27 protein-coding genes are annotated in these 22,564 nt (G+C 38.9%); 12 read left to right on the top strand and 15 right to left on the bottom strand.

Going from position 1 to position 22,564, the window contains the following annotated elements:
- Positions 1–25: 25 nt before the first annotated feature.
- Both QUE72_RS12710 and lgt read right to left on the bottom strand, forming a co-directional pair.
- Positions 26–796, bottom strand: coding sequence for a ribonuclease H family protein (locus tag QUE72_RS12710; protein ID WP_286269370.1), 771 nt, complete (start codon positions 794–796; stop codon positions 26–28).
- Between the two features lie 5 nt (positions 797–801).
- Positions 802–1,596 carry a prolipoprotein diacylglyceryl transferase gene (lgt, locus tag QUE72_RS12705; protein WP_286269369.1) on the bottom strand — a complete coding sequence of 265 codons (795 nt, stop codon included), beginning with the start codon at positions 1,594–1,596 and terminating at the stop codon, positions 802–804.
- 165 nt (positions 1,597–1,761) lie between these two features.
- Here lgt and QUE72_RS12700 point away from each other — a divergent pair, with 165 nt between their 5' ends.
- Entirely contained in the window at positions 1,762–2,676 is a 915-nt protein-coding gene (locus QUE72_RS12700) for an aldo/keto reductase (protein ID WP_286269367.1), read from the top strand.
- Between the two features lie 9 nt (positions 2,677–2,685).
- Positions 2,686–3,267 (top strand): MarR family winged helix-turn-helix transcriptional regulator, encoded by a 582-nt coding sequence (locus QUE72_RS12695; RefSeq protein WP_286269366.1) that lies wholly within the window; start codon positions 2,686–2,688, stop codon positions 3,265–3,267.
- 32 nt (positions 3,268–3,299) lie between these two features.
- Here the strand turns inward: QUE72_RS12695 and QUE72_RS12690 are convergent, their stop codons facing one another.
- Entirely contained in the window at positions 3,300–4,175 is an 876-nt protein-coding gene (locus QUE72_RS12690) for a LysR family transcriptional regulator (protein ID WP_074495515.1), read from the bottom strand.
- 90 nt (positions 4,176–4,265) lie between these two features.
- Here QUE72_RS12690 and QUE72_RS12685 point away from each other — a divergent pair, with 90 nt between their 5' ends.
- The 3 genes from QUE72_RS12685 to QUE72_RS12675 are packed head-to-tail and all read left to right on the top strand — an operon-like array spanning position 4,266 to position 5,514.
- Positions 4,266–4,643: a nuclear transport factor 2 family protein gene (locus QUE72_RS12685; RefSeq protein WP_074495516.1), complete on the top strand. Its 378-nt coding sequence runs from the start codon at positions 4,266–4,268 to the stop codon at positions 4,641–4,643.
- A gap of 24 nt (positions 4,644–4,667) precedes the next feature.
- The gene (locus QUE72_RS12680; RefSeq protein ID WP_074495518.1) at positions 4,668–4,874 is read left to right on the top strand and encodes a tautomerase family protein; all 207 of its coding nucleotides are present in this window, start codon (positions 4,668–4,670) and stop codon (positions 4,872–4,874) included.
- Between the two features lie 22 nt (positions 4,875–4,896).
- Positions 4,897–5,514: a glutathione S-transferase family protein gene (locus tag QUE72_RS12675; RefSeq protein ID WP_286269365.1), complete on the top strand. Its 618-nt coding sequence runs from the start codon at positions 4,897–4,899 to the stop codon at positions 5,512–5,514.
- Between the two features lie 42 nt (positions 5,515–5,556).
- Here QUE72_RS12675 and QUE72_RS12670 read toward each other — a convergent pair whose 3' ends face one another.
- Positions 5,557–6,798: an MFS transporter gene (locus QUE72_RS12670; protein WP_286269364.1), complete on the bottom strand. Its 1,242-nt coding sequence runs from the start codon at positions 6,796–6,798 to the stop codon at positions 5,557–5,559.
- Between the two features lie 199 nt (positions 6,799–6,997).
- Here QUE72_RS12670 and recR point away from each other — a divergent pair, with 199 nt between their 5' ends.
- The gene (gene recR / locus QUE72_RS12665; protein WP_074495522.1) at positions 6,998–7,600 is read left to right on the top strand and encodes a recombination mediator RecR; all 603 of its coding nucleotides are present in this window, start codon (positions 6,998–7,000) and stop codon (positions 7,598–7,600) included.
- A gap of 35 nt (positions 7,601–7,635) precedes the next feature.
- On the opposite strand, the gene QUE72_RS12660 is transcribed toward recR, so the two are convergent.
- Positions 7,636–8,016, bottom strand: coding sequence for a SpoIIAA family protein (locus QUE72_RS12660; RefSeq protein ID WP_074495524.1), 381 nt, complete (start codon positions 8,014–8,016; stop codon positions 7,636–7,638).
- A 337-nt stretch (positions 8,017–8,353) separates the two neighbouring features.
- Between QUE72_RS12660 and htpG the strand changes: the two genes are divergently transcribed.
- The 6 genes from htpG to QUE72_RS12630 all read left to right on the top strand — a co-directional run bounded on the left by htpG (position 8,354) and on the right by QUE72_RS12630 (position 14,389).
- Complete coding sequence (htpG, locus tag QUE72_RS12655; protein ID WP_074495525.1) at positions 8,354–10,315, top strand: molecular chaperone HtpG; 1,962 nt, start codon at positions 8,354–8,356, stop codon at positions 10,313–10,315.
- A 465-nt stretch (positions 10,316–10,780) separates the two neighbouring features.
- Positions 10,781–11,215 carry a hypothetical protein gene (locus tag QUE72_RS12650; protein ID WP_286269360.1) on the top strand — a complete coding sequence of 145 codons (435 nt, stop codon included), beginning with the start codon at positions 10,781–10,783 and terminating at the stop codon, positions 11,213–11,215.
- A gap of 13 nt (positions 11,216–11,228) precedes the next feature.
- The gene (locus QUE72_RS12645) at positions 11,229–11,528 is read left to right on the top strand and encodes a S24/S26 family peptidase (protein WP_286269358.1); all 300 of its coding nucleotides are present in this window, start codon (positions 11,229–11,231) and stop codon (positions 11,526–11,528) included.
- Positions 11,529–11,550: 22 nt separating this feature from the next.
- Entirely contained in the window at positions 11,551–12,753 is a 1,203-nt protein-coding gene (locus tag QUE72_RS12640; RefSeq protein ID WP_286269356.1) for a putative manganese transporter, read from the top strand.
- Positions 12,754–12,992: 239 nt separating this feature from the next.
- The gene (gene adk, locus QUE72_RS12635; protein WP_286269355.1) at positions 12,993–13,637 is read left to right on the top strand and encodes an adenylate kinase; all 645 of its coding nucleotides are present in this window, start codon (positions 12,993–12,995) and stop codon (positions 13,635–13,637) included.
- A gap of 359 nt (positions 13,638–13,996) precedes the next feature.
- The gene (locus QUE72_RS12630; protein WP_074495541.1) at positions 13,997–14,389 is read left to right on the top strand and encodes an MAPEG family protein; all 393 of its coding nucleotides are present in this window, start codon (positions 13,997–13,999) and stop codon (positions 14,387–14,389) included.
- Between the two features lie 2 nt (positions 14,390–14,391).
- Here the strand turns inward: QUE72_RS12630 and QUE72_RS12625 are convergent, their stop codons facing one another.
- The 10 genes from QUE72_RS12625 to hisD form a co-directional block, all read right to left on the bottom strand.
- The gene (locus QUE72_RS12625) at positions 14,392–14,847 is read right to left on the bottom strand and encodes a GNAT family N-acetyltransferase (protein ID WP_286269354.1); all 456 of its coding nucleotides are present in this window, start codon (positions 14,845–14,847) and stop codon (positions 14,392–14,394) included.
- 76 nt (positions 14,848–14,923) lie between these two features.
- Positions 14,924–15,217 (bottom strand): DUF6559 family protein, encoded by a 294-nt coding sequence (locus tag QUE72_RS12620; protein WP_074495543.1) that lies wholly within the window; start codon positions 15,215–15,217, stop codon positions 14,924–14,926.
- Between the two features lie 118 nt (positions 15,218–15,335).
- Positions 15,336–16,214 carry a hypothetical protein gene (locus tag QUE72_RS12615; RefSeq protein WP_286269351.1) on the bottom strand — a complete coding sequence of 293 codons (879 nt, stop codon included), beginning with the start codon at positions 16,212–16,214 and terminating at the stop codon, positions 15,336–15,338.
- Positions 16,215–16,333: 119 nt separating this feature from the next.
- Entirely contained in the window at positions 16,334–16,957 is a 624-nt protein-coding gene (hisIE, locus tag QUE72_RS12610; RefSeq protein WP_286269349.1) for a bifunctional phosphoribosyl-AMP cyclohydrolase/phosphoribosyl-ATP diphosphatase HisIE, read from the bottom strand.
- The gene (hisF, locus tag QUE72_RS12605) at positions 16,954–17,727 is read right to left on the bottom strand and encodes an imidazole glycerol phosphate synthase subunit HisF (RefSeq protein WP_074495552.1); all 774 of its coding nucleotides are present in this window, start codon (positions 17,725–17,727) and stop codon (positions 16,954–16,956) included. Before hisF ends, hisIE begins: the two co-directional genes overlap by 4 nt.
- Positions 17,709–18,446 (bottom strand): 1-(5-phosphoribosyl)-5-[(5-phosphoribosylamino)methylideneamino]imidazole-4-carboxamide isomerase, encoded by a 738-nt coding sequence (hisA, locus tag QUE72_RS12600; RefSeq protein WP_286269348.1) that lies wholly within the window; start codon positions 18,444–18,446, stop codon positions 17,709–17,711. The genes hisF and hisA overlap by 19 nt, the downstream gene beginning before the upstream one ends.
- A gap of 4 nt (positions 18,447–18,450) precedes the next feature.
- On the bottom strand, positions 18,451–19,065 hold the full coding sequence (gene hisH, locus QUE72_RS12595; protein WP_074495554.1) for an imidazole glycerol phosphate synthase subunit HisH: 615 nt from the start codon (positions 19,063–19,065) through the stop codon (positions 18,451–18,453).
- 9 nt (positions 19,066–19,074) lie between these two features.
- On the bottom strand, positions 19,075–20,145 hold the full coding sequence (gene hisB, locus QUE72_RS12590; RefSeq protein ID WP_074495555.1) for a bifunctional histidinol-phosphatase/imidazoleglycerol-phosphate dehydratase HisB: 1,071 nt from the start codon (positions 20,143–20,145) through the stop codon (positions 19,075–19,077).
- A 2-nt stretch (positions 20,146–20,147) separates the two neighbouring features.
- The gene (gene hisC, locus QUE72_RS12585; protein ID WP_286269347.1) at positions 20,148–21,260 is read right to left on the bottom strand and encodes a histidinol-phosphate transaminase; all 1,113 of its coding nucleotides are present in this window, start codon (positions 21,258–21,260) and stop codon (positions 20,148–20,150) included.
- Positions 21,257–22,564, bottom strand: coding sequence for a histidinol dehydrogenase (gene hisD, locus QUE72_RS12580; protein ID WP_286269346.1), 1,308 nt, complete (start codon positions 22,562–22,564; stop codon positions 21,257–21,259). The genes hisC and hisD overlap by 4 nt, the downstream gene beginning before the upstream one ends.

The following is a 22,564-nucleotide window of genomic DNA, read 5'->3' as shown; positions in this document are numbered from 1 at the left end:
GAACGAGCCCGCCACGCGGGCTTTTTTAGCCAGAAGGCATTGCCAGAATTGAGGTGATATCGAGCGCCTGTTCGTAGGTTACAAAGCTTTTTTGTTTTGTCATGCGCGCATAAACCGCCATGCGATCTGCTAGTTCATTACCTTCTATATTGGCGTGACCTTTAACGTGGCTAACGGTGACTTGTTGTTTGATTTGCTGATACAGCTCAAAACATGCTTTAATTATTTCTGGATTTTTGATTGGTTGACCATCTGCTTTTTTCCATCCCTTACGTTGCCAACCTAATGCCCACTTAGTTATACAATCTATTGAGTAACGAGAGTCGCTTAATATCTCAACCGTTAAACTTTTATTAGTATTAATAAATTGCTGCGCAAGCTTAAAAGATTCAAGTAAGCCTAATAACTCAGCAGTGTTATTCGTACCGTTAGCATCATACAAGCCATACCAAAGCTGAGTTAGCTTGCTTTTTTGATAAACAGCTATGCCTGTACCAGCTTGGCCCGGGTTAGGTGAACAAGCACCGTCACTATAAATTTGAATGTCAGCGTTTACGCCATGAGCATTAGTGTTCAACGTGTTTTCTGGTTTAGTGCTCGGTTTTTTTTGTGTTAATGAGCGTTTAGTTAGCGCTTTTGTATAACTTTCTTTAAATGCTTTTTCTGCATCATCTTTCGTAGGGAACCCCATATATTGGGCATCTGCTCTGCCTGAGGTTAACTGCTGTACTTCTGGCCAATTATCAAAAACACCTGTTTTTGTACCTTTCCAAATGACGTAATATTTTTTTGCCATAAAATTTATTTTTTACCTGTAATGGCTGAAGTTTGCTTTGCACGTAGCAATAATAATACGCCAACGAAAAAGAACGGAATACTTAACATTTGTCCGGTATTTAACGCGGACTCTAGCGTATAAGAGGCTTGCTGTTGTTTAAAAAACTCAATAACAAAGCGAGCACTAAAAGTCAGTATTAAAAATAAACCGAGTAAAGCGCCAACACGCTCTTTAATAGCAGTACTTCGATAAAGTAATGTTAATACAACGGCAATTAACAAATAAGCGATCGCTTCATAAAGTTGTGCCGGATGACGTGCTAAGGTGTCAACTCGTTCGAAAATAATGGCCCAAGGCACATCACTTGGGTGGCCTAAAATTTCAGAATTTACAAAATTCGCTGAACGAACGAATATACCAAAAACTGCGGTTGCAATAGCTAACCTATCAAGTAGCCATAGCGTATTAACGTGATGGCGTTTGCAAAATAACCAGGTACCTATGATGGCACCGAGTCCACCACCATGACTTGCTAAGCCGCCTTCCCAAATCGCCAATATTTTTAATGGGTTAGCAAAGTAAAAATCAGGATCATAGAAGAAACAATGACCGAGCCTCGCACCAATAATAATGCCAAGTACCACATACATTAATAAATTGTCTAAGGTATCTACACTTTTATTCTCTAGGGTGAATACCCATTTCATATAATACAAACCAGCAAAAATTGCGCTGGCAAATAATGCACCGTACCAATGTATAGTGACAGGGCCAAGTGAGAATAATATGGGATCGACGTTCCAAACAAAATGTGACACAGGTTAACCTTCTTGTGGAAAATTGCTGGCGCTAATATATCAGCCTATTGATAAATTGTGCAGGATAAATTGCCGTTTTATGTAAGAAAACCACAGTATACGTACTTATTTTGCGCTAACTTCATGTTATATTGAGGGCATGCAAGATTTAATATATATAAATTTATGAAAAACGTACACTTAGCGCAAACACCATACACCACTTCTCGGTTAATTTATGGTTGTATGCGCATATGCGGTGATAACTCACAGGAAGCACGTAACAAAGGGAAACGTGCTATACATGCAGCTATTGAATCAGGTTACAACCACTTTGACCATGCTGATATATACGGCGGCGGTGAAAGTGAACGTTTATTTGGCGAAGTGATAAAAGCGACACCTGCATTACGAGATGATTTAATTATTACGTCAAAAGCGGGTATTCGTCCGAAAAAAGAAAATGAATATGCACCAACGCGATATGATTTTAGTAAGCAGTATCTCTTAGATGCAGTTGAAGGTTCATTATCGCGTTTAAATGTTGATTATTTAGATCTTTTCTTATTGCATCGTCCGGATTTTTTAATGGATGTGCATGAAGTAGCAGAAACGTTTGCGTTACTGAAGGCTTCTGGCAAAGTAAAACACTTCGGTGTCAGTAACTTCTTACCGTCGCAAGTTGAAATGTTGCGTTCTGTGATGTCTATGCCGTTAGTGGCAAATCAAGTTGAAATCAATGTTCATAACATTGATACTTTGCTAAATGGCACCTTAGATCAATGCCAACAACATCAAATAGCACCTATTGCTTGGTGTCCTTTAGGTGGTGTGGCCTACCCAGCATGGGGAAATACCTTTACGACAAAGGATGAGCAACGTATTGAACACGAATTAAAGCAACAAGCTGAAAAATATCAATGTCACCCTTGGCAAGTGGTCTTAGCTTGGTTAGTAAAACACCCAGCTCAAATATTGCCTATTATTGGTTCGACAACGCCTGAGCGAATTGAAGCTGCAAAGGTGTCGTTAATGCTCGATTATTGTCGTGAAGATTGGTATCGCTTGTTTGAAGCGAGAAATGGGCAGTCAGTACCTTAGGGGAGCCATATGATCAAATCATCGGCACGGCGTTTAGCGTTCCAACTTACCACTGAGCACAAGGAACCACTTGATCTTACTAATCATTTACCGTTTCAAATTGCGGTAGTGAGTAACCTGCTTGCGCTTAACAGAGACTGGAAAATCCGTAACTTATCTGATCTTGATCCGCGAGAAATGCGGGTATTACTCAATATTGGTTCTTACATGCCAATTAAGTCAGCCGATATTGCGTATCAATCTCGCCTTGACTCTTATACCGTTTCCCGAGCGGTAAAAAAATTACTTTCATTAGACTTGATAGAATCGCAGCCTGATCAATATAAAAAGAATGTGAAAAACCTTGTGTTGAATGAGCGAGGATTAACGATATACAAACATGTAACAGCGGCGATGGATGAACGTAGTAAGCAATTAGAAAGTGTATTAACGGAAGAAGAAAAAGCATCTTTTTATCAAATGTTAGCCAAAATTGAAGATAAAGCTGAACAGTTACTCGCAGAGCAAGCAAAAGAGTTGATTGCACAAGGAGAAGACGCACCAGCAGATCAAAAAGAGCTTATAAGGTGGCGCAAGAAAAGCAAAAGCTAAACGCTCTTTCTGTAGCAAACATTATTGTTGCGTTATTGAAAGCGTGAATACTCCCCAGAAAATACGCCTTTTTGTGCGGTTAATACTTCTTTGATATAACCTCGGCATTGATTAATCTTTGCCGAGGTTCTTAAATCTTGATGATGTAAAATCCACACGGCAAAATCTGAAAGTGGCACATCGACAGGCAGCCTCACCACCTTTTCATCTTGCACAATATCAGGTATGAAACATGGCATTCTAGCTATACCAAAACCAGCTCTAACAGCTTGATGCATCGCATATAAGTCATCTACGCGCATGATGACTTTGGGGTTTTTAAAATATTGTGTTGTCCAAGTAGGAAGGTTCGATTCACTGCCCCATATTATTACTGGCGTATAATCATGTTGAGCCAAGTCTTCACGTTGATAAAGGCCGTGTTGAATATGGGTGATTTTAGTACCAATAAGATAATCGGGGGGTGTTGCGGTGACACGTACTGCTAAATCAGCCTCTCTATTCGCCATATTTCGTAACCCTTTACTCACCAGTAGGTTAAAAGTAATTCCAGGGTGTTGGTCGGAAAATAATTTAAGAGGCTCAGCCATTAAAAACATAAACATGTCGTTTGGCATTGTTAAGTTAATAGTGCCTTCTAATCTGGCATCTTGCCCTAGTAATATGCGAGCAGCTTGATGGGTTTTATCTTGTAATTGCTGAACAATTTCAAAGATAGATGCGCCAGCCTCTGTTAGTTGATAGCCATACTGTGTGCGTTCAAATAATTTTACCCCATGCGCAACTTCCATTGCTTGTACCCTTCGCGATACCGTTGAATGATTAACGCCTAACGAAGTAGCAGCTTTGGAGTAACTTCCTGTTTCAGCAACGGCTCCAAAAAATCTAAAATCATCCCAGTTGTGCATTTTTGCAAACTCAATGTGTTTTTATTGTGAATTTATCAGTAGTCTGATGTTTTGTAAACTACGCCTATTACTGAAACAGGAGATAAACACATGGATAATATCAGTGCGATAAAGCAACAAATTAACAAATATTTTGACGGGTTATATCACGCAGATGTTTCGAGATTAGCGCAAGTATTTCATCGAAATGCCCGTTATACCAGTATCACGGACGGAGCGCTCATTCATTTATCAATGCCAGAGTATTTCGCGAATGTAGAAAAACGTCAATCACCTTCAAGTAAAGAACAAGTAAGGCAAGATCGTATTCTCACTATCGACGTAGTTGGCAACCAAACCGCCTTAGCTAAAGTGCAGTGTGTTATTTCGCCTAAGTACTTCACCGATTTTTTAAGTTTTATCTACCTTGATAATCAATGGCAAATCATTAGCAAGGTATTTCATTATCAACTAACACCGTTTAAATAATGTTGTAACCACAGGAGAAAGGCCATGCCTTATGTAAAAATACAAGTTACCGATGAAGGGGTAACGAACAGACAAAAACAACGTTTGATTGCACAAACGACCGCAATGTTATCTGAAGTGCTAGATAAAGAACCGGCAACTACATTTGTTGTCATTGAAGAAGTTCCATTAGATAACTGGGGAATTTCAGGACTGCCGGTGAGCGAGTTTCGCCGCACAGCAAATAGCTAATTTACTCTAATAGGAGATAACTATGTATACACTTGTTACGTTACCAGGGACCTGCTCAACAGGCATTCATGTACTATTAAATATATTGGATATTAAGGCTGAAGTTGTTCACCGAGATAAGGTACCTAACTACCAACAGATAGTACCTACAAATCAAGTGCCGGCATTAATCAATGGCGATCTTGTGCTAACCGAAGGTTCAGCGATTGTTTTGTACTTACTTGATAAACATCAAATAACCTTTACTAGTGAGAAAGAAAAAAATACGTTTAATCAATGGTTAATGTTTAATTACGCCACGTTACATCCTGCTTATAGTAAACTCTTTACTACAGCTTCTGTAATGACGGATAGTGAAGAAAAAACAGTGTATTTAAGACAGCTTGCTGAAAATGTTGCTAGACTTTGGCAGATTATTGATAACAGGTTGGCACAACAGCAATATCTTACTGGTAATTCTGTAACTGTTATAGATTATCTATTAGCGATTTATGCTAATTGGGGTAATTATTTCCCAGAGTTAACTATCCCTTTAGGTGATAATGTAAAGAATTTAGTTGCTGATTTAACTCAGCATAAAGTTTTTGTTGACGCTTTTGAGCAGGAAGGCGCAAGCTTTAACTTACCTAAAGGTGCATAATGTATTGACCTTGTAAGTAAATTCTTGCAAGGTCAATAAACGTTAAAGTGCTTTTTGACGGTAATATTTAATGCTTAATAGCAGTAAAATAACGATAAACGGCAAACTTGATGTAACAACTCCAGCCCAACCAAATTGGTACAGTACGACTCCGGCTAACAATGATGCGCTTGCTTGACAGCCAAAAATAACAAAATCATTGAATGCTTGTACCTTATGTTTTTCATCTTCATGATAACTTCTAGGAAGCAATGACGTTCCGGTAAGGAATAAAAAGTTCCAACCAACGCCTAACAATAATAAAGCCCACCAATAGTGAATAACTTGCATGCCAGAATAAGCGATAACTGCAACCACCGCATATAACAAGGTACCAATAAGCATCAGGTGTTTTAAGCCTATTTTCTTCACTAACCAACCCGTAAATAATGACGGAACAAACATGGCAGCAATGTGTGATTGGATAACCCATTTGGTATCAAGCAACGAATGGCCATGCATATGATGCATACTTATGGGAGTGGCAGTCATTAAATAACTCATCAACGCAAAACCAATGGCAGCACTGAGTATTGCAATAATAAATATAGGTTGCTTGATAATGTCTTTCATCGCACGACCACTTCTTTTACCTGTATTAATAATGGGTTTTGCACCATCAAACTGTGTAAATATTATCATTGCTATCACTAATAATACGGCAATAAAAGCAAAGGACCCCGTATAGCCGTGTGGTGATGAAATCCAGTCTTTGGCTGTTACTGCAATTTCAGGGCCTAAGAATGCTGAAAATATACCACTGAGCATCAGTACTGATAACATGGAAGGAACATCTTCTTGATTTTTAGTACTTTCAATCGCAGCAAAACGTAGTTGCTGCACAAAAGCAGCGCAAAAGCCTAGTGACAGAGCGGCAAGGCTAAATAATGTAAAACTTGCTATTTGGGTGGCGATCATCGCCAAGGTGCAACCGATTAAACCTAGAGAAAAACCAAAGAGTGTTGCCGTTTTTCGTCCAAGCTTTTTAGCTAACATTGCCGCTGGTATTGCAGCTGTTGCGACACCTACTATCATTAACGTGATAGGTAAGGTGGCTAGTGATTTATCTGTCGTTAACTCAGATGATAAAATGCCGCCAATAAAAACGATCACGGGTGATGAAGCCATGACTAATGGCTGAATAATGAAAAGTAGGAAAATATTGTGTGGAAGTGTTAACCATTTTTTCAAGATAAATGCGGTGGTGATTAACAACACAAGCGTAATAACTACATTAGATAACATAAAAAATCTCTGGGTTTTATAAGCGTTTAATAGGATCAAAAGACAAACGCATAGCAAGCTAAATCTCTGTTTAGGGCGAATGATTTTATCGTTGATATTAAGGTAAATTCTTATCAGTAGATAGAAAAATATCATATATAATTTTAACTTTTCTTGCTGAGTGGTTAGACTAGCGAAAATTGCTTTTCGTTAACTGTGTATGAAATTTAGTCCTTTGGTACAAGAATTAATAACCGCATTGAAATATTTACCAGGTGTAGGTGCAAAGTCTGCTCAACGTATGGCGTTTCAACTACTTGAACGCAATAGAGTAGGCGGTAAGAAATTAGCCGATGTATTGCACCAAGCAATGGAGCATGTACAACATTGCCAACAATGCCGGAATTTTACCGAGCAAAATATTTGCGATATATGTGCGAGTTCAAAACGACAAGATCGTGGTCAATTATGTGTAGTAGAGTCGCCCGCAGATGTTATTGCTATTGAACAAACGGGTGAATTTAACGGGGTTTATTTTATTTTAATGGGGCATTTATCGCCACTTGATGGAATTGGCCCAGAAGATCTAAAACTCGAGGTATTAGAAACACAACTAGCGACACAGCAATACAATGAATTAATTCTCGCGACAAATCCCACTGTTGAAGGTGAAGCGACTGCGCATTATGTTGCTGAGTTAGCCAGAAAATATCAAGTAAGTATTTCGCGTATTGCGCATGGTGTTCCTGTTGGTGGCGAATTAGAGTACGTTGATGGAAATACATTATCGCACGCATTTTCAGGTCGTAAAAATTACCAATAGCAAGGTGCTAGTTGTACCGAAAGCATGGTTAATCGTTATTCTGCTAACCATGCTAACGCTTTAGCTGGATCAGTAAAGTGCTTAACTTCTCCTGTTACAAACCAATTGCTCAATTTAGAAACCGACTCTAGCCAGTCTTTATCACCATAAATAGCTACTTTTCTAAATTCGTTGTTGTGCTTTAAACCAAAAACTAAATCATCCCAAGCAGCTCGTACCTCCCACCCTTCAAATGCTGACGCATCAATAAAAGCGTCGATGTTCGGTGAAACAACTTTGGCGAGTGCTGATTCAACAATGGGAATAATGGCTTGGTAGTCTTCATGGGTTAATTTTCCTGTGAGTTTTAATGAAATAAAGAAGTCATTGTTCGTGCGTTCAAGCCCTATTGTCATGCCGTTTGAAAGTGATGTCATGATACCTACCTTTCTGTTAATTGTTGAAAATATTAACGCTTACTTTGAGTGTAACACTAAATCGACAACCTGCTAAAAAGAGTGAAAACTTAGTAAAGTCGCTGAGGATAATTGGTTTTATCTTTCAGAGTGTACTGGCTTTGTTTTTTATCTTTAACGATAAAGCTACCGCTTATCGTGCCATGATATTGTGGGTAGTAATGGTTCATTGATAAATAAATTTTCTGAATATATTTTTTGTGCTTGATTTTATTTTCGCTATCCCCATATCTGCTCTATCAAGAGGCGTTGTCCTCATTAACACCAATAACAGATAGTAAGATAGGAGATAGCTCGAATGTCTGATGCAGGTCAACCAGAAGTTCATGGCTTTCAAACTGAAGTAAAACAACTTCTTCAATTAATGATTCATTCTTTGTATTCAAACAAAGAGATTTTTTTGCGTGAATTAGTATCAAATGCGGCAGATGCTTCCGATAAGCTTAGATTTGAAGCATTAAAAAATGCTGATTTATATGAAGGTGATGGTGATTTACGCGTTCGCGTAAGTGCTGATAAAGAGAATAATACGGTTACTATTTCAGATAACGGTATTGGTATGACTCAAGAGCAAGTCATTGAGCATTTAGGGACAATTGCAAAATCAGGCACCGCTGAATTCTTTTCTAAACTGTCTGGTGACCAAGCTTCTGATTCACAATTAATCGGTCAGTTTGGTGTTGGTTTTTATTCAGCTTTTATTGTTGCTGACAAAGTAACCGTTCGTTCAAGAGCAGCTGGTGCTAATGCTGATGAAGCTGTTGAATGGCAAAGTGAAGGCGAAGGCCAGTTTACGACGCGTCAAATTGAAAAATCGAATCGTGGTACCGATATCATTCTTCATTTAAAAGAAGATGAAAAAGAGTTTTTAGATGACTGGCGCTTACGTTCAATTGTGACAAAGTATTCAGATCACATCTCAATCTCTGTTGAAATGCTAACACCAGAAGTACCTGCTGTTGAGGCGCAAGATGAAGTAAAAGATGATGAAGGTAATGTGGTAACGCCGGCGGTTGAAGCTAAAGATGCGGTTCCAGCGAAATGGGAAGCGGTTAATAAAGCAACAGCACTTTGGACACGTGAAAAAGCAGACGTTACCGAAGAAGAGTACAAAGAGTTCTACAAGCATGTGTCGCATGATTTTGCCGATCCATTACTTTGGGAACACAGTAAAGTAGAGGGTAATACTGAATATACCTCGTTACTTTACATCCCAAGTAAAGCCCCGTTCGATATGTATAACCGCGAAAAACAACACGGTTTGAAACTCTATGTTCAACGTGTTTTTATTATGGACGATGCAGAGCAATTCATGCCAACGTATCTTCGTTTTGTGAAGGGTTTACTTGATTCGAACGATTTACCGTTAAATGTATCTCGTGAAATCTTACAAGATAACAAAGTAACACAAGCGATCCGTAAAGGTTGTACTAAGCGTGTGTTAAAAATGTTAGAGAAGTTCGGTAAAAAAGATAAAGAACAATATCAAGCTTTTTGGAATGAGTTCGGTCAAGTATTAAAAGAAGGCCCAGCAGAAGACATGGGCAACAAAGAGGCTATCGCTAAGTTGTTGCGTTTCGCGTCAACACATGAAGATTCTTCAGTACAAAATGTGTCTTTACCAGAATACATTGAACGTATGAAAGAAGGCCAAGACAAGATTTACTATGTTGTTGCAGACAGTTTTGAAGCGGCGAAAAATAGCCCGCATTTAGAAGTGTTCCGTAAAAAAGGTATTGAAGTGTTATTGCTTTCTGATCGTATCGATGAGTGGTTAGTGAGTCATTTAACCGAGTTTGATGAAAAGCAATTGCAATCCGTTGCTCGCGGTGGTGTTGATTTAAGTGATTTAGACGATGAAGAATCTAAAGAACAACAAGAAAAGCTTGAAAAAGAGTTTGACTCTGTGGTTAAGCGCATGCAAGAAGCGCTAGGCGATAAAGTTAAAGAAGTGAAAATTTCTAATCGCTTGACAGATTCTCCTGCGGTTATCGTGACGGCTGAAGATGACATGAGTATTCAGATGCAGAAATTGATGGCGCAAGTTGGTCAAGAAGTGCCCGATGTAAAACCAATTTTTGAAATTAATGCTGAACATGATCTCGTGAAGCATGTGGCTGATGAAGCAGACGATGATAAATTTAACCAATGGGTTGATGTATTATTTGAACAAGCAACATTAGCTGAACGTGGTAACTTAAAAGATCCTGCATCATTTGTTACTAAGTTGAATAAATTGATGATGAGTTTAACCAAATAACGGTTGTTCATTAATAACAGTGATTATTTGATACTTGTTTTACTAAAGCGCCGAAAGGCGCTTTTTTTGTGCATGGTCGTTGCTTCGACAGGCAGGGTTCATTGTTGAACTACACTTAACGATCATGTTGAAAACTACATTCTTTAACTTGCGATGAAAAGCTGACAAAGCTTATCTACATTCATTTATTCAATCCATCAGTTTACTTTCAACAATAAAACAAATAAAAATATTGCAAACAAAAATAATAATGATTATCATTTGGGTTATTTGGTTTCATCTATTTTACGGTTTGATTATGGATTTTTTACTTACGCTAACAGCCATACACTGTTGTTCAGAAGTAAGGGGTTATAAATCATTTAAACGTCATGTTTTTATGTTGAATCGCAGAGTGATGCAAATCTGTACTAAATAGTATGTTGAACAAAGCCCGTTTATATTCTTAAAAAAGAAGGAGTTACAATGCAGCATGAGCAATGGCAAGCATTATTAAACAATGGTAATGAATGCTTTTACGATAGACGTTGGTTACAAGCTGAATTTTATTACAAAGAAGCGTATGAGTTGTTGGCGGATAATTATCAAAATAATCCGTATGAAACCGATATTTTATTAGCATGGATCTGCGCATGCCATAACCTTTCTGCACTTTTTGAAGTACAGGGTGACCTTGATGTGTCACTTCGATACTTATTAGTTCCCCATGAATATTTGCAAGCATTATCTGATGATAGTGTACGTGATGAAGATGTGAAGCTCATTGCTATAAAGGCACTTAATATTACCTTACAACGGCTATTATCTTTTTCAAAAAAATACCCTATTTGCGAAGACTGTGTAAACAAGTTAAAGGCGTTAAAAGTGCGCTTAGCTCAGAACGAAGAAGTGTTGCATTAAAAGAGGAATAACGATGCTTGGCTTAAAATTTTGGAAGGTAAAAGGCCACAGTATGGCACCACTATTTCCTCAAAATAGTGCCGTATTGGTGTGTAATTGGTTAAATTTTTTGCCAATAAAAGAAGGGCACCGAGTACTGATAAAGCATAGACGATTTGGCATAGTGGTAAAAACTGTTGCAGTGGTTGATAGAAATGGCTTTATTTGGGGGAAAGGAGAAAATGAAACTAGTGAAACAATAGAAGAATTAGGGCCAATTAATAAAGAGCAAGTCATTGGTCGCATTATTTATGTTAATAAAGTGGCAATGTAATCCCTATAAGGGATGATTATTCATGGCAACTTCACTTTATCAAAAAGCATTACTCTGGCGAAATACGACAGACTTTCCTCAGTACCGTAGACTCTTCTTGCCTAGCTTTTTATTAGCACTTTTAATAATACCTGAAACGCAAACATTAACCTTAAGCGTGTTGTCTGATGCTTTTTGGCAAGTCGCTGTTTTTGTTGCGATGTCTCTTTTCCTTTATCACTTAGTGGTGAACTCAGTTGCGAATACATCGAGTTACGAATATTTAGTTTCTACCTTCATAAGTACCCCTAATAGGCAAATTATATTGGCTGCTTTTTTAGGGCTATTGCCTGGTTGTGGTGGGGCAATTATTGTTATTTCGCAATATGTTTCAGGCAGTATGAGGTTTGGCGCTGTTGTCGCGGTGCTTACAGCTACCATGGGAGATGCCGCTTTTTTGTTGCTTGCTGCACAACCTGAAGTGGGTATAGTGATAATCGCTGTTTGTTTTATCGTTGGAGTGTTATCTGGGATCATGGTTAATATGATCCATGGCCATGATTTTCTTCGGCCAATTTCAACAAACACAAGACATAAAAAGAGTTGTAAAACATCAACCAATAAACCGTTAAAACGAGTAATGCTTCAAGGTGGATTATGGCAGTTACTGTTAATTCCATGTGCAATTATCGCGGTATTGATGGCTGCTCAAATAGAGCTTCCATGGTTGTCGAGCCAACAAAATAGTATTATTTATCGTGGTGGTGCAATGATGGCGTTTTTATTTATTCTCTTATGGGCAACCACAAGTGAAACAAATAGCTTTAAATCGATAGTCGCTGAAGATGATAAGCCCAAACAACATGCTATTTTTCAAAGGGTTGCTTTAGATACAAACTTTATTATTAGTTGGGTGGTTATAGCGTTACTTTGTTTTGAACTCATTGTTTTTTTTACTGATCTACAATTGATTCATCTTTTCTCAGCACTTCCAGCGGTCACACCACTGATCAGCGTATTAGTTGGTATGATCCCTGGTTGTGGACCACAAATTTTAACAACCACTTTGTATCTGAATGGGGCTATTCCATTGTCTGCTCAGCTTGGAAATGCGATTAGTAACGATGGCGATGCTTTATTTCCTGCCATTGCGTTATCCCCGAAAGTTGCCGTTATTGCAACGTGCTATTCTGCCGTTCCTGCCTTGATAGTTGCCTACGGGTATTTTCTACTTTTTGAGTATTAAATTGCTATTTTTCTAAATACTTCTGACAAGAGACTTTAGACATTAGTCGAAGATCAGTGTGTAAGCGCTATTTTTTGTTAACTACGAGTAAATTCTTACTTGTTTGCGCTCTGTTGAAAATGTATAGTGTTGCTCGATCAAAAGAAGGTACATTATGTACTCATTTGGCGGCTTAATTGGGCAGTGTTAAAACAGTTAAACGGCCAAATTAGTATTTTTATAAGATAGGGCAAAGTTCTATGCGCATAATTTTGTTAGGTGCTCCGGGTGCAGGTAAAGGTACTCAAGCACAATTTTTAATGACCAAATATGGTATACCACAAATATCTACTGGCGATATGTTACGCGCTGCTATTAAGGCAGGTACCGAACTTGGTAATAAAGCGAAAGCCGTAATGGACGCAGGCCAGTTAGTTTCTGACGATTTGATTATTGGCTTGGTTAAAGAACGTATAGCACAAGAAGACTGTAAAAAAGGCTTCTTGCTTGATGGCTTTCCGCGTACTATTCCTCAAGCTGATGCAATGAAAGAAAATGGTGTTTCAGTTGATAGTGTTATTGAATTTGACGTAGCCGATGAAGTGATAGTTGAACGCATGGGAGGCCGTAGAGTGCACCCAGGCTCAGGCCGTGTTTATCATATCGTTTATAATCCGCCTAAAAATGAAGGTAAAGATGATGAAACGGGCGAAGAGTTAATTATTCGTCCTGATGATGAAGAAGGTACTGTACGTAAGCGTTTAGGTATTTATCATGATCAAACAAAACCGTTGGTTGATTATTACAAAGCAGAAGCTGATGCAGGTGCTTGTCGTTACATAACGATCGATGGCACTCAGCCAGTTGAGACCGTCAGTCAAATATTGGCAGAAAAATTGTCTTAACAAACAGAATAAGCTAGAGCGTGTTGATCTTTGTTGTTTGAGTTTAGTTGAACCCTTCGGGCAACACCTATTTGGCATTTCTACTATGTTATCGCTTGATTTGAGTAGAATAACTACACGGCACAAGCTCTGCCTTGTATAAATACCAAACAAATTGCTGCAAAAACAAACTTGAAAGATCAACACGCTCTAGATCAGGCCTACTTTTTAGTAGGTCTTTTTTTTGCTGATTTGTCAGTTTTTCACTGATATTTGTCTTTTTCCCCCGCTGTAATGTTCATTTAGTTACGATACATTTTAACACGGGGTTATTGTACTTAGATTCAAAGTAGATCTCGTTTTATTTTTTAAGGAAGTTTATGTTAAACATATCAATTACCGGCTTTTACCTTGCGCTATTAGCGTTACTATATATTGGCTTTGCTATACGCATCATTAAATTGCGCTATAAATACAAAACTGGCATCGGTGATGGCGGTCATGATGAGTTGGCACAAGCAGTGCGAGTGCATGGTAACTTTGCTGAATACGCACCCTTAGCCATGTTGATGCTTGCCTGCGCAGAAATTAATGGTAGCTCACAACTATTAATTCATGGAGTAGGCGCTGCATTTTTTATTGGTCGTATATTGCATGGTATTGGCATCACGCAAACGCAAGGGCCAAGCAAAGGTCGACAAGCCGGTATGCTCATTAGTTTTGCTACGCTATTAGTGTTGGCAATTGAAAATATTCGTTTGTTTCTTGGTTAGATCTACTTTGTTTCTTGTATCATGCTGATATGAGGAATACCGTCTTCCAAATAACCACTAGAGCATTTTACGAAGCCGTGTGCGTTGTAAAATGTTTCTAGGTGTTCCTGCGCTGACATTTTAATAATCTGCTGAGGAAAATATTGTTGGCATGAGCTTAACGCTCTTTGTATCAATTGATGCCCTAAACCATTACCTCTAGCATCGTTAGCAATAACGACTCTACCAATGGCTGGGTTTGTTGAGTAGGTTGTACCTGCTGGTAAAACTCTTAAATATGCGGCAAGTTTTTCGTTTTTATACGCCATGATATGACGTGTTTGTATGTGCCTATCTAAATTATCAAGCTCTGGGTAATAACATGTTTGTTCAACAACAAATACATCTACTCTGAGTTTCAGCAAGTCATATAGTTGATCAAGTGTTAATTCATTGAATGTAGAATCAAGCCAATGCATAAAGCGCCCATAAAAAACGGTCAAATAAGCGTGATGTTATTTGACCGTGTAACATAACTCAATGGTTTTTACTGCTTTATTGCAATATTTGTAAAAAACCACGATAACTTTTTTGTTCAAGATACGTCAGAATTTCTTTCTTATACTCGGCTACATTTAACGAGGGAAATTCTTTATCTAGCACTGTATTTAAATCATTCTGATCTAAAAATAGAATATAACCTAATGGCAAATATTCAGGATTAAAATCTTTTTGATAAACGACAGTTCTAATTTGTGAAGCGGTATAAGCATCTTGAACGCCATACTGCTTTTCGAGTAATGGTAAAAGCTTACTACCATATTTTTTGATAGACCAATATTTAAACATAGCTAATCCTTAGCAGTGACATTGAATCCGTGTATTTTAGGGGCGCTATATTACATATTTGTTAATAAAATATCAATGATTTTTGACTATTTGGTTAGGAAAAAAGGGCTTGTTAGCGTTACTTATTGATAATTTTGATGTTATTTTTATCAACAAAGAATCCCGCCTGAGTATAAGCTTTTGTGATCAATTGTTTCTTTCTTAATAGAGTTAAGCCTTTATTAATAGCAATGAAGGCTTGTTGCCCTAAAGGGTGTTTTTTACTGATCACAAAGTGCCTACTGTCATTTAATACAACACCAACATTTCTAACGGGCACTAAATGAATTTTATCAAGAGTAAATGATTTATCTGGCGTTGAATGAAATGCCATTAACATAAAATCAACCCACTGAATATTTGTTAAGCGTGCTTGGCTGAGCCATTCATCTTCTCTGATTAATTGTTTAATGGGTAAGCTTTCTAAAGTTCTCCAATCAGTACGCCATTTCGGTGTTGAAATAGCGGTAAACTGTTTGAGATCATCGAGTGAGTTAATCGCTAATACGGCTTTGTTATTCGGACTGGTATAGATACCTGCTACATACTCTCCTTTACGTATAACAGGTGCTGAAATATAGACGTGTTCAGTTAGTGCGTTAGCGTCAGCAAACCAATAGGAATCAAAACTTATCAGTAAGGTACCTTGTTGGATCATTTTAGTATTGCGAAAATTTAATTTTCCTGGATGATATTTAAAGGTATGTTTAAAGCCTCCAAGGGTTAATGCTTGTTGAGCGATAATCATATCAACAACATCACGCCTTATCGTTTTACCGGAAAAGTCTTTGATGTCTAACACATTTCGCCCGTTCAAAAAGTGCTGATAATCTTCATACACATCGTCACGAATAGAAATAACAATATTATCTGCGAGTACATTAGGTGCGTTGAACATGTAAAAGAAAAGAACAGTGAAAATAACGAAGGGTGTTGTTTTATGTGTTATTAAAAGCATAGAGACCTCAACAGCTAAGCCAGTGAAAGTCCATATTCTTTCTTAAGTATAAAGGGATTTTGCAGAATAAGTAGTGCCGATGTGGTTTTTATTACATGGCACTACTTATCCGTGAGTCATTAGGTTTTTTGATGCCTGTTTTGTAACACTTGCATCACTTCGTGAAGATCTATGTTTTTATCTCGTAACAACACGAGCGTGTGATAAAATAAATCAGCACATTCACCCAATAAGTCTTCTTTAGTCTCTGCCACAGCTGCAAGGGCGACTTCTACGCCTTCTTCACCTACTTTTTGTGCAATTTTCGTTGTACCTTTGGCAAACAAAGAGGCGGTATAGCTATCTTCTGGCTTATCTCCTTGGCGTGTGGCAATAACTTGCTCTAGTTGGCTAAGAAAATTCTGTTGAGAAAGCTGTTGCTCAGGGTAGCAAGATTCAGTACCTAAATGGCATGTAGGGCCTATAGACTCACAGGCAATTAATAAACTGTCGCGATCGCAGTCAGCAAGCACTTGTTTTACGTGCAAATAGTTGCCGGAAGTTTCCCCTTTAGTCCATAAACCTTGCTGAGAGCGACTGTAAAACGTTGCTTTATGTTGCTCAAGGGTCTGCGATAGGGCGTCTGGAGTCATGAACCCTTGCATTAAAACAGCGCCAGTTTTATGGTGTTGAATGATGGCTGGGATCATGTTTTCCATTTTTTTCCAGGCTAAATCTGCCTGATTTTCTTGTGTTACTATCATCGTCTGATCGCTACTTTATGGTTATGTAAAGATTGTTTGAGTTCATCCATGGCAATGATGCCTTTATGGAAAACACTTGCGGCTAAGGCTCCATCGACATCGGCTTGTTGAAACACATCAATAAAGTGTTCTATTTCACCTGCACCACCTGATGCAATAAGTGGAACATTACTTGCCTGACGGGCCAGAGTTAATTGTGCAATATCGTATCCTTGGCGAACACCATCTTGATTCATGCAATTAAGCACTATTTCACCAGCACCACGTTGTTGCACTTCTTTGATCCAATCAAAGGTATTCCATTTGGTTTTTTGCGTACGTGTTTCATCACCGGTAAATTGATAAACTTGGTACTCTTGTGTGTCTTTATTATAAAAACTGTCAATACCCACCACGATGCATTGTTGACCAAAAATATCAGCAAGACGAGTGATTAATTGTGGCTCGGCTAATGCGGGTGAATTTATACTAATTTTATCTGCACCCATTTTTAAAATGAGTTGCGCGTCTAGTTCGGTTTTAATACCACCAGCGACACAAAAAGGAATATCAATGACTTCAGCAATGCGGCTTACCCATGTTTTATCGACAACACGTTGATCAGAGCTTGCGGTAATATCATAAAAAACCAGTTCATCAGCACCAGCCTCAGCGTATTGCTGGGCAAGGGGAACAATATCACCAATGATTTCGTGGTTACGAAATTGAACACCTTTAACCACTTTGCCATCGCGAACATCAAGGCATGGAATTATCCGTTTGGCCAACATGCGATCGCCTCCTCTAAGGTAAACTTACCTTCCAATAATGAACGGCCGAGTATTACGCCACTTACACCAGTAGGAATAAGCGCCTTGATATCGTCTAAGCAACCAATACCTCCAGAAGCTTGCCAATGAATGTTAGGGTAGGCTATACACATTTCTTGGTAAAGGGCGACATTCGTTCCTGTTAACGTGCCATCCTTACTGATGTCTGTACATAACACGTGTTTCAAGCCTGCATTCTGGTATTGTTCGAGTAAGTCTTCCAGTACAACACCACTGTCTTTTATCCAACCATGAGTGGGTAACGTTTTACGTCCTTGCGCATCAATTTTAATGTCTAATGCAAGGACAATTTTTTCATTACCGTATTTTTCTAACCAAGTACTCACTAAAGCGGGTTCTTTGATGGCAAGACTGCCAATAACAACCCGATCTGCACCGAGCTCAAGTAAGTCAATAATATCTTGCTCTGAACGTACACCACCACCTACTTGAATGATCATATTTGGGTGGTTGACTACAGTTTTTAACGTAGAAAGTTGTCGTTTGGTACTGTCTTTAGCACCATCTAGATCAACAAAATGCATCACGGTTGCACCAGCATTAAAGTAAGCATCTTGTCGCTCTTTCGGTGTAAAAGCGTATTGGGTTTTTTGTGCGTAGTCACCTTGAAATAAACGAACTACTTCGCCATTTATCAAGTCAATTGCGGGGATCATCATAAGGCTACATCTCTATAAAATTTTGTATAATTTTGCTGCCAAGCTTGCTTGAGCGTTCAGGGTGAAATTGGCAACCAATGAAATTATCTTTTGCGATAGCCGCTGAAAATGTTTGTCCATATTCGCAGGCAGCGACAGTAAATTCACTTATCGGAGCAGCGAAGCTATGGACAAAGTAAAAGTAATCACCCGTTTTAATCCCGTTAAATACAGGATGATCGCTAATGTTGGTTAACGTATTCCAGCCCATATGAGGTAAACGTACTCCTTCTGCTTGCAATGGTTTGACGTTTGTCGGTATCAAGCCTAAGCAGTCAATTGGGGTTGCTTTAGCGCCTTCGTCAGAGGCATTGGTCATCAATTGCATGCCTAAGCAAAAGCCTAATGTTGGTTGAGTTAACTGTTGCAACGTTGACACTAAGCCTTTTGCTTTTATATTGGCCATGGCGTGCTTTGCACTACCAACTCCAGGTAATATGACTTTATCAGCCGCATTTATTGCGCTGATATCATCGGTTATGCTCGCTTGGTAACCTATTCTTTTCACTGCAAACTGCACAGAAGATAAGTTTGCACAACCGGTATCGACAATAACGACTTGTTGATTTTTACTACTCATACTTTACCTTTATAGTGTGCCTTTTGAGCTTGGTAATACATCACCACTGACGGTAATTGCTTGGCGTAATGCCCGGCCAAATACTTTAAATAAGCTTTCGACTTGGTGATGGCAATTACCTTCAGTGGTTGATAAGTGCAAAGTAATCGCCATTGAATCTGCTAAGGAACGGAAAAAGTGTGACACCATCTGAGTCGACATTTTGCCTACATTATTTTCAGTAAATTGCGCATCAAACTCTAACCAAGGGCGGCCAGATAAATCGATAGCACATTCTGCACGGCATTCGTCCATGGGTAATACAAAACCAAAACGTCCAATACCACGTTTATCGCCTAGGGCTTGTTTAAGCGTTTGCCCAAGGGCTAACGCTGTGTCTTCTACGCTGTGGTGTTCATCAATGTGGTAGTCACCATCAACACTTACTTGCATAGAAAAACCACCGTGGGTAGCTATTTGTTCTAGCATATGATCAAAAAAGCCTAAGCCAGTATTAATTTGTACATCACCCACTTTGTCTAAATTGACCGCAACACAAATATCAGTTTCTTTCGTAGTTCGTGTCACACTCGCTTTACGTGCTTTAGTGAGCAACATCTCAGCAATATCAGACCAGTTATTGGTTTCTCTATCATATTTTATGCCTTGAATACCCATATTCGCAGCCAATTGAATATCGGTTTCTCTATCACCAATGACAAACGAATTCGTAAAATTAACTCTGCCTTGTTGTAAATAATCACTAACCAAACCTAACTTTGGTTTTCTGCAGTTGCAGTTATCTTCTTCAAAATGAGGACATAACAAAACATCATCAAAAATAACGCCTTGTGAAGAAAAGAAATCCATCATTTTGTTATGAGGTAAATCGAAATCAGCTTGTGGGTAGCTATCGGTACCTAAACCGTCTTGATTAGATACCATCACAAGGCGAAACCCTTTCTTTTGTAATGACAACAACACAGGAACAACTGCAGGCTCAAAAACGAGTTTTTCAAGTGAATCTACTTGTTTGTCGCTAATCGGCTCTTCAATTAAGGTGCCGTCTCGGTCGATAAATAAAATATTTTGTTGTGTCATGATTACTCTACTACTTCTTTTAAAACTGGTGATGAGCTGAACGCTGTTAGGGTTTGCTTTAAAACACTTAATTCTCGTTCACTTCCTATACTAATGCGTAAACAATGTTCGAGTTGCATTTGTTTAGATTGATCACGAATTAAGATGCCTTGATTCGTTAGGGTATTAAAAATGGCGTTTTTGGTTTCTTTATTGGCGCATCGAAACAAAACAAAATTGGCGTCAGAATTAAAAACTGCTTCGCACCAAGTTTGCTCATTAAGCCAACTGGCTAAGGAATTTCGTTGTATGACTGTCTCTTGCACACGTACTTTTACTTGTTCCAACCCCTTATTTGATAGCACTTCTGATGCAATTTCAGCAATAGGAGCTGGAACAGGGTATGGCGCAATTACTTTACTTAATAACGTGATAGTATCTGTATTTGCTAACGTAAAGCCACAGCGAAGACCAGCAAGAGCAAAGGCTTTAGACAATGTTCTCAGTACAACAACATTTGGATATTTGGCAAGTAAGTTTACCGCTGTGTTTTGCGGAGAAAATTCAATATAGGCTTCATCAACCACCACAATGGCTGTGTCTGCGAATAATTCGATGGTGCGAATGATATCGTCTTTGTTAAGTAGGTTGCCGGTTGGGTTGCCGGGTGAGCAAAGAAAAACAACCTTCACTTTTCCTACTTGTTGTTCAAGCGCGTTAACATCTAATTGCTGCTCAATTAATGGCACTTTAACAATACCAGCACCGTGATTTTCAGCACTAATGGCGTACATGCCGTAAGTTGGCGGGCAAATAAGGATATTATCTTGGTACGCACGGCAAAAAGTGCGAATAATTAATTCTATACCTTCGTCAGCACCACGCGTTGCTAAGATGTTTTCTTTGTTAAGCCCACAGTACTGACTGTAGGCATCAATTAAATGCTTTGGCTGGAAATCAGGGTAGCGATTAATGCAATCGCCATTGATAGAATAAATGCCAGGCCCTGAAGCTTCATTGGCATTTAACCAAATTTTTGAGTTGAACTCACCGTTGCCTGCTTCTAAACGGCGAGCAGACTGGTATGGCACCATATCAACAATTTCTTGTCGTGCTAATGTATTGATGTTTTTCATACGGTTGTTTCCTCAAGCCTGATAGTGACGGCGCGCTTATGAGCGTCTAACCCTTCTGCATCAGTCAGCTCTTTGATGCAGTCTGCTATGTTGGCTAAGCCTTCTTTTGTCAGTTGTTGTACAGTAAAGCGGCGCGAAAAATCAGCTAATGACAAACTTGATACTACTTTAGAGTAACCATAAGTAGGTAAGACGTGGTTTGTACCACTTGCATAATCACCTGCTGACTCAGGAGTATACGCGCCCACAAAAATCGAACCAGCATTACGCAAGGTTGTCAGCAATTGTTCGGCGTTGTCAGTTTGTATGATCAAGTGTTCAGGTCCATACAGATTCGAAACTTCACATGCTTGAGCTAAGCTTTCGGTTAATATTAATCGGCTTTGTTTTAAGGCTTCTAACGCAATGGCTTTACGTGATAGTACCGATACCTGTTTTGTCAGTTCATTACTCACTTGTTCTATCAGTAACTTACTGTCTGATAATAAAATGACCTGGCTATCAGGGCCGTGCTCTGCTTGAGATAATAAATCAGCGGCAACAAAAGCAGGGTTTGCATGCTGATCAGCAATCACTAATACTTCTGAGGGGCCAGCTGGCATATCAATAGCAAAACCGGCAACATGTTGTGATAGCTGCGTTTTTGCTTCAGTAACGTATTTATTTCCTGGCCCAAATATTTTATTAACCGGCGCGATTGAATCAGTACCATAGGCAAGTGCAGCACATGCTTGTGCGCCGCCAACGGCATAAATTTCATCTATCCCACATAACTTGGCAGCTGCTAACACTTCAGGAGCAATATTACCTTGTTTGTCAGGTGGGCTAACAAGCACTTTTCGATTGCAACCAGCAAGCTGTGCTGGAACACCAAGCATGAGAGCCGTAGAAGGTAGCGGTGCACTGCCCGCCGGTATATAAAGTCCTACACTTTCTATGGCCTCTGTTTTTAACGTACACACAACCCCGGGTGTTGTTTCTACGGTAATATCTGAAGGTTGTTGGGCTTGATGAAACCGTTTAATTTGTTGATAAGCTGTTTCAATCGCAGCTAAACGTGTTTCACTTAATGATGCGATTGCTTGGTTAATTTGTTCGTCATTCACACGTAAACTAGTTAAGGTAACGCTATCAAAGCGCTGACAAAAATTGTAAAGCGCCTCGTCACCTTTGGCCTTTACTTCGTTAATAATATTGGCCACTTGGGTCGCAAGTAAATCACTTTCAGCAAGTGCTGGGCGCATCAGTGCATTGCGTTTTTCTTGCTTATTTAATGATGACCAATTAATAATGCGGATAGACAT

This window comes from Thalassotalea hakodatensis (assembly GCF_030295995.1).
Classification (GTDB): domain Bacteria; phylum Pseudomonadota; class Gammaproteobacteria; order Enterobacterales; family Alteromonadaceae; genus Thalassotalea_C; species Thalassotalea_C hakodatensis.
The sequence above is the reverse complement of the archived record's forward strand: the minus strand, read 5'-3'. Positions and strand labels throughout refer to the sequence as shown.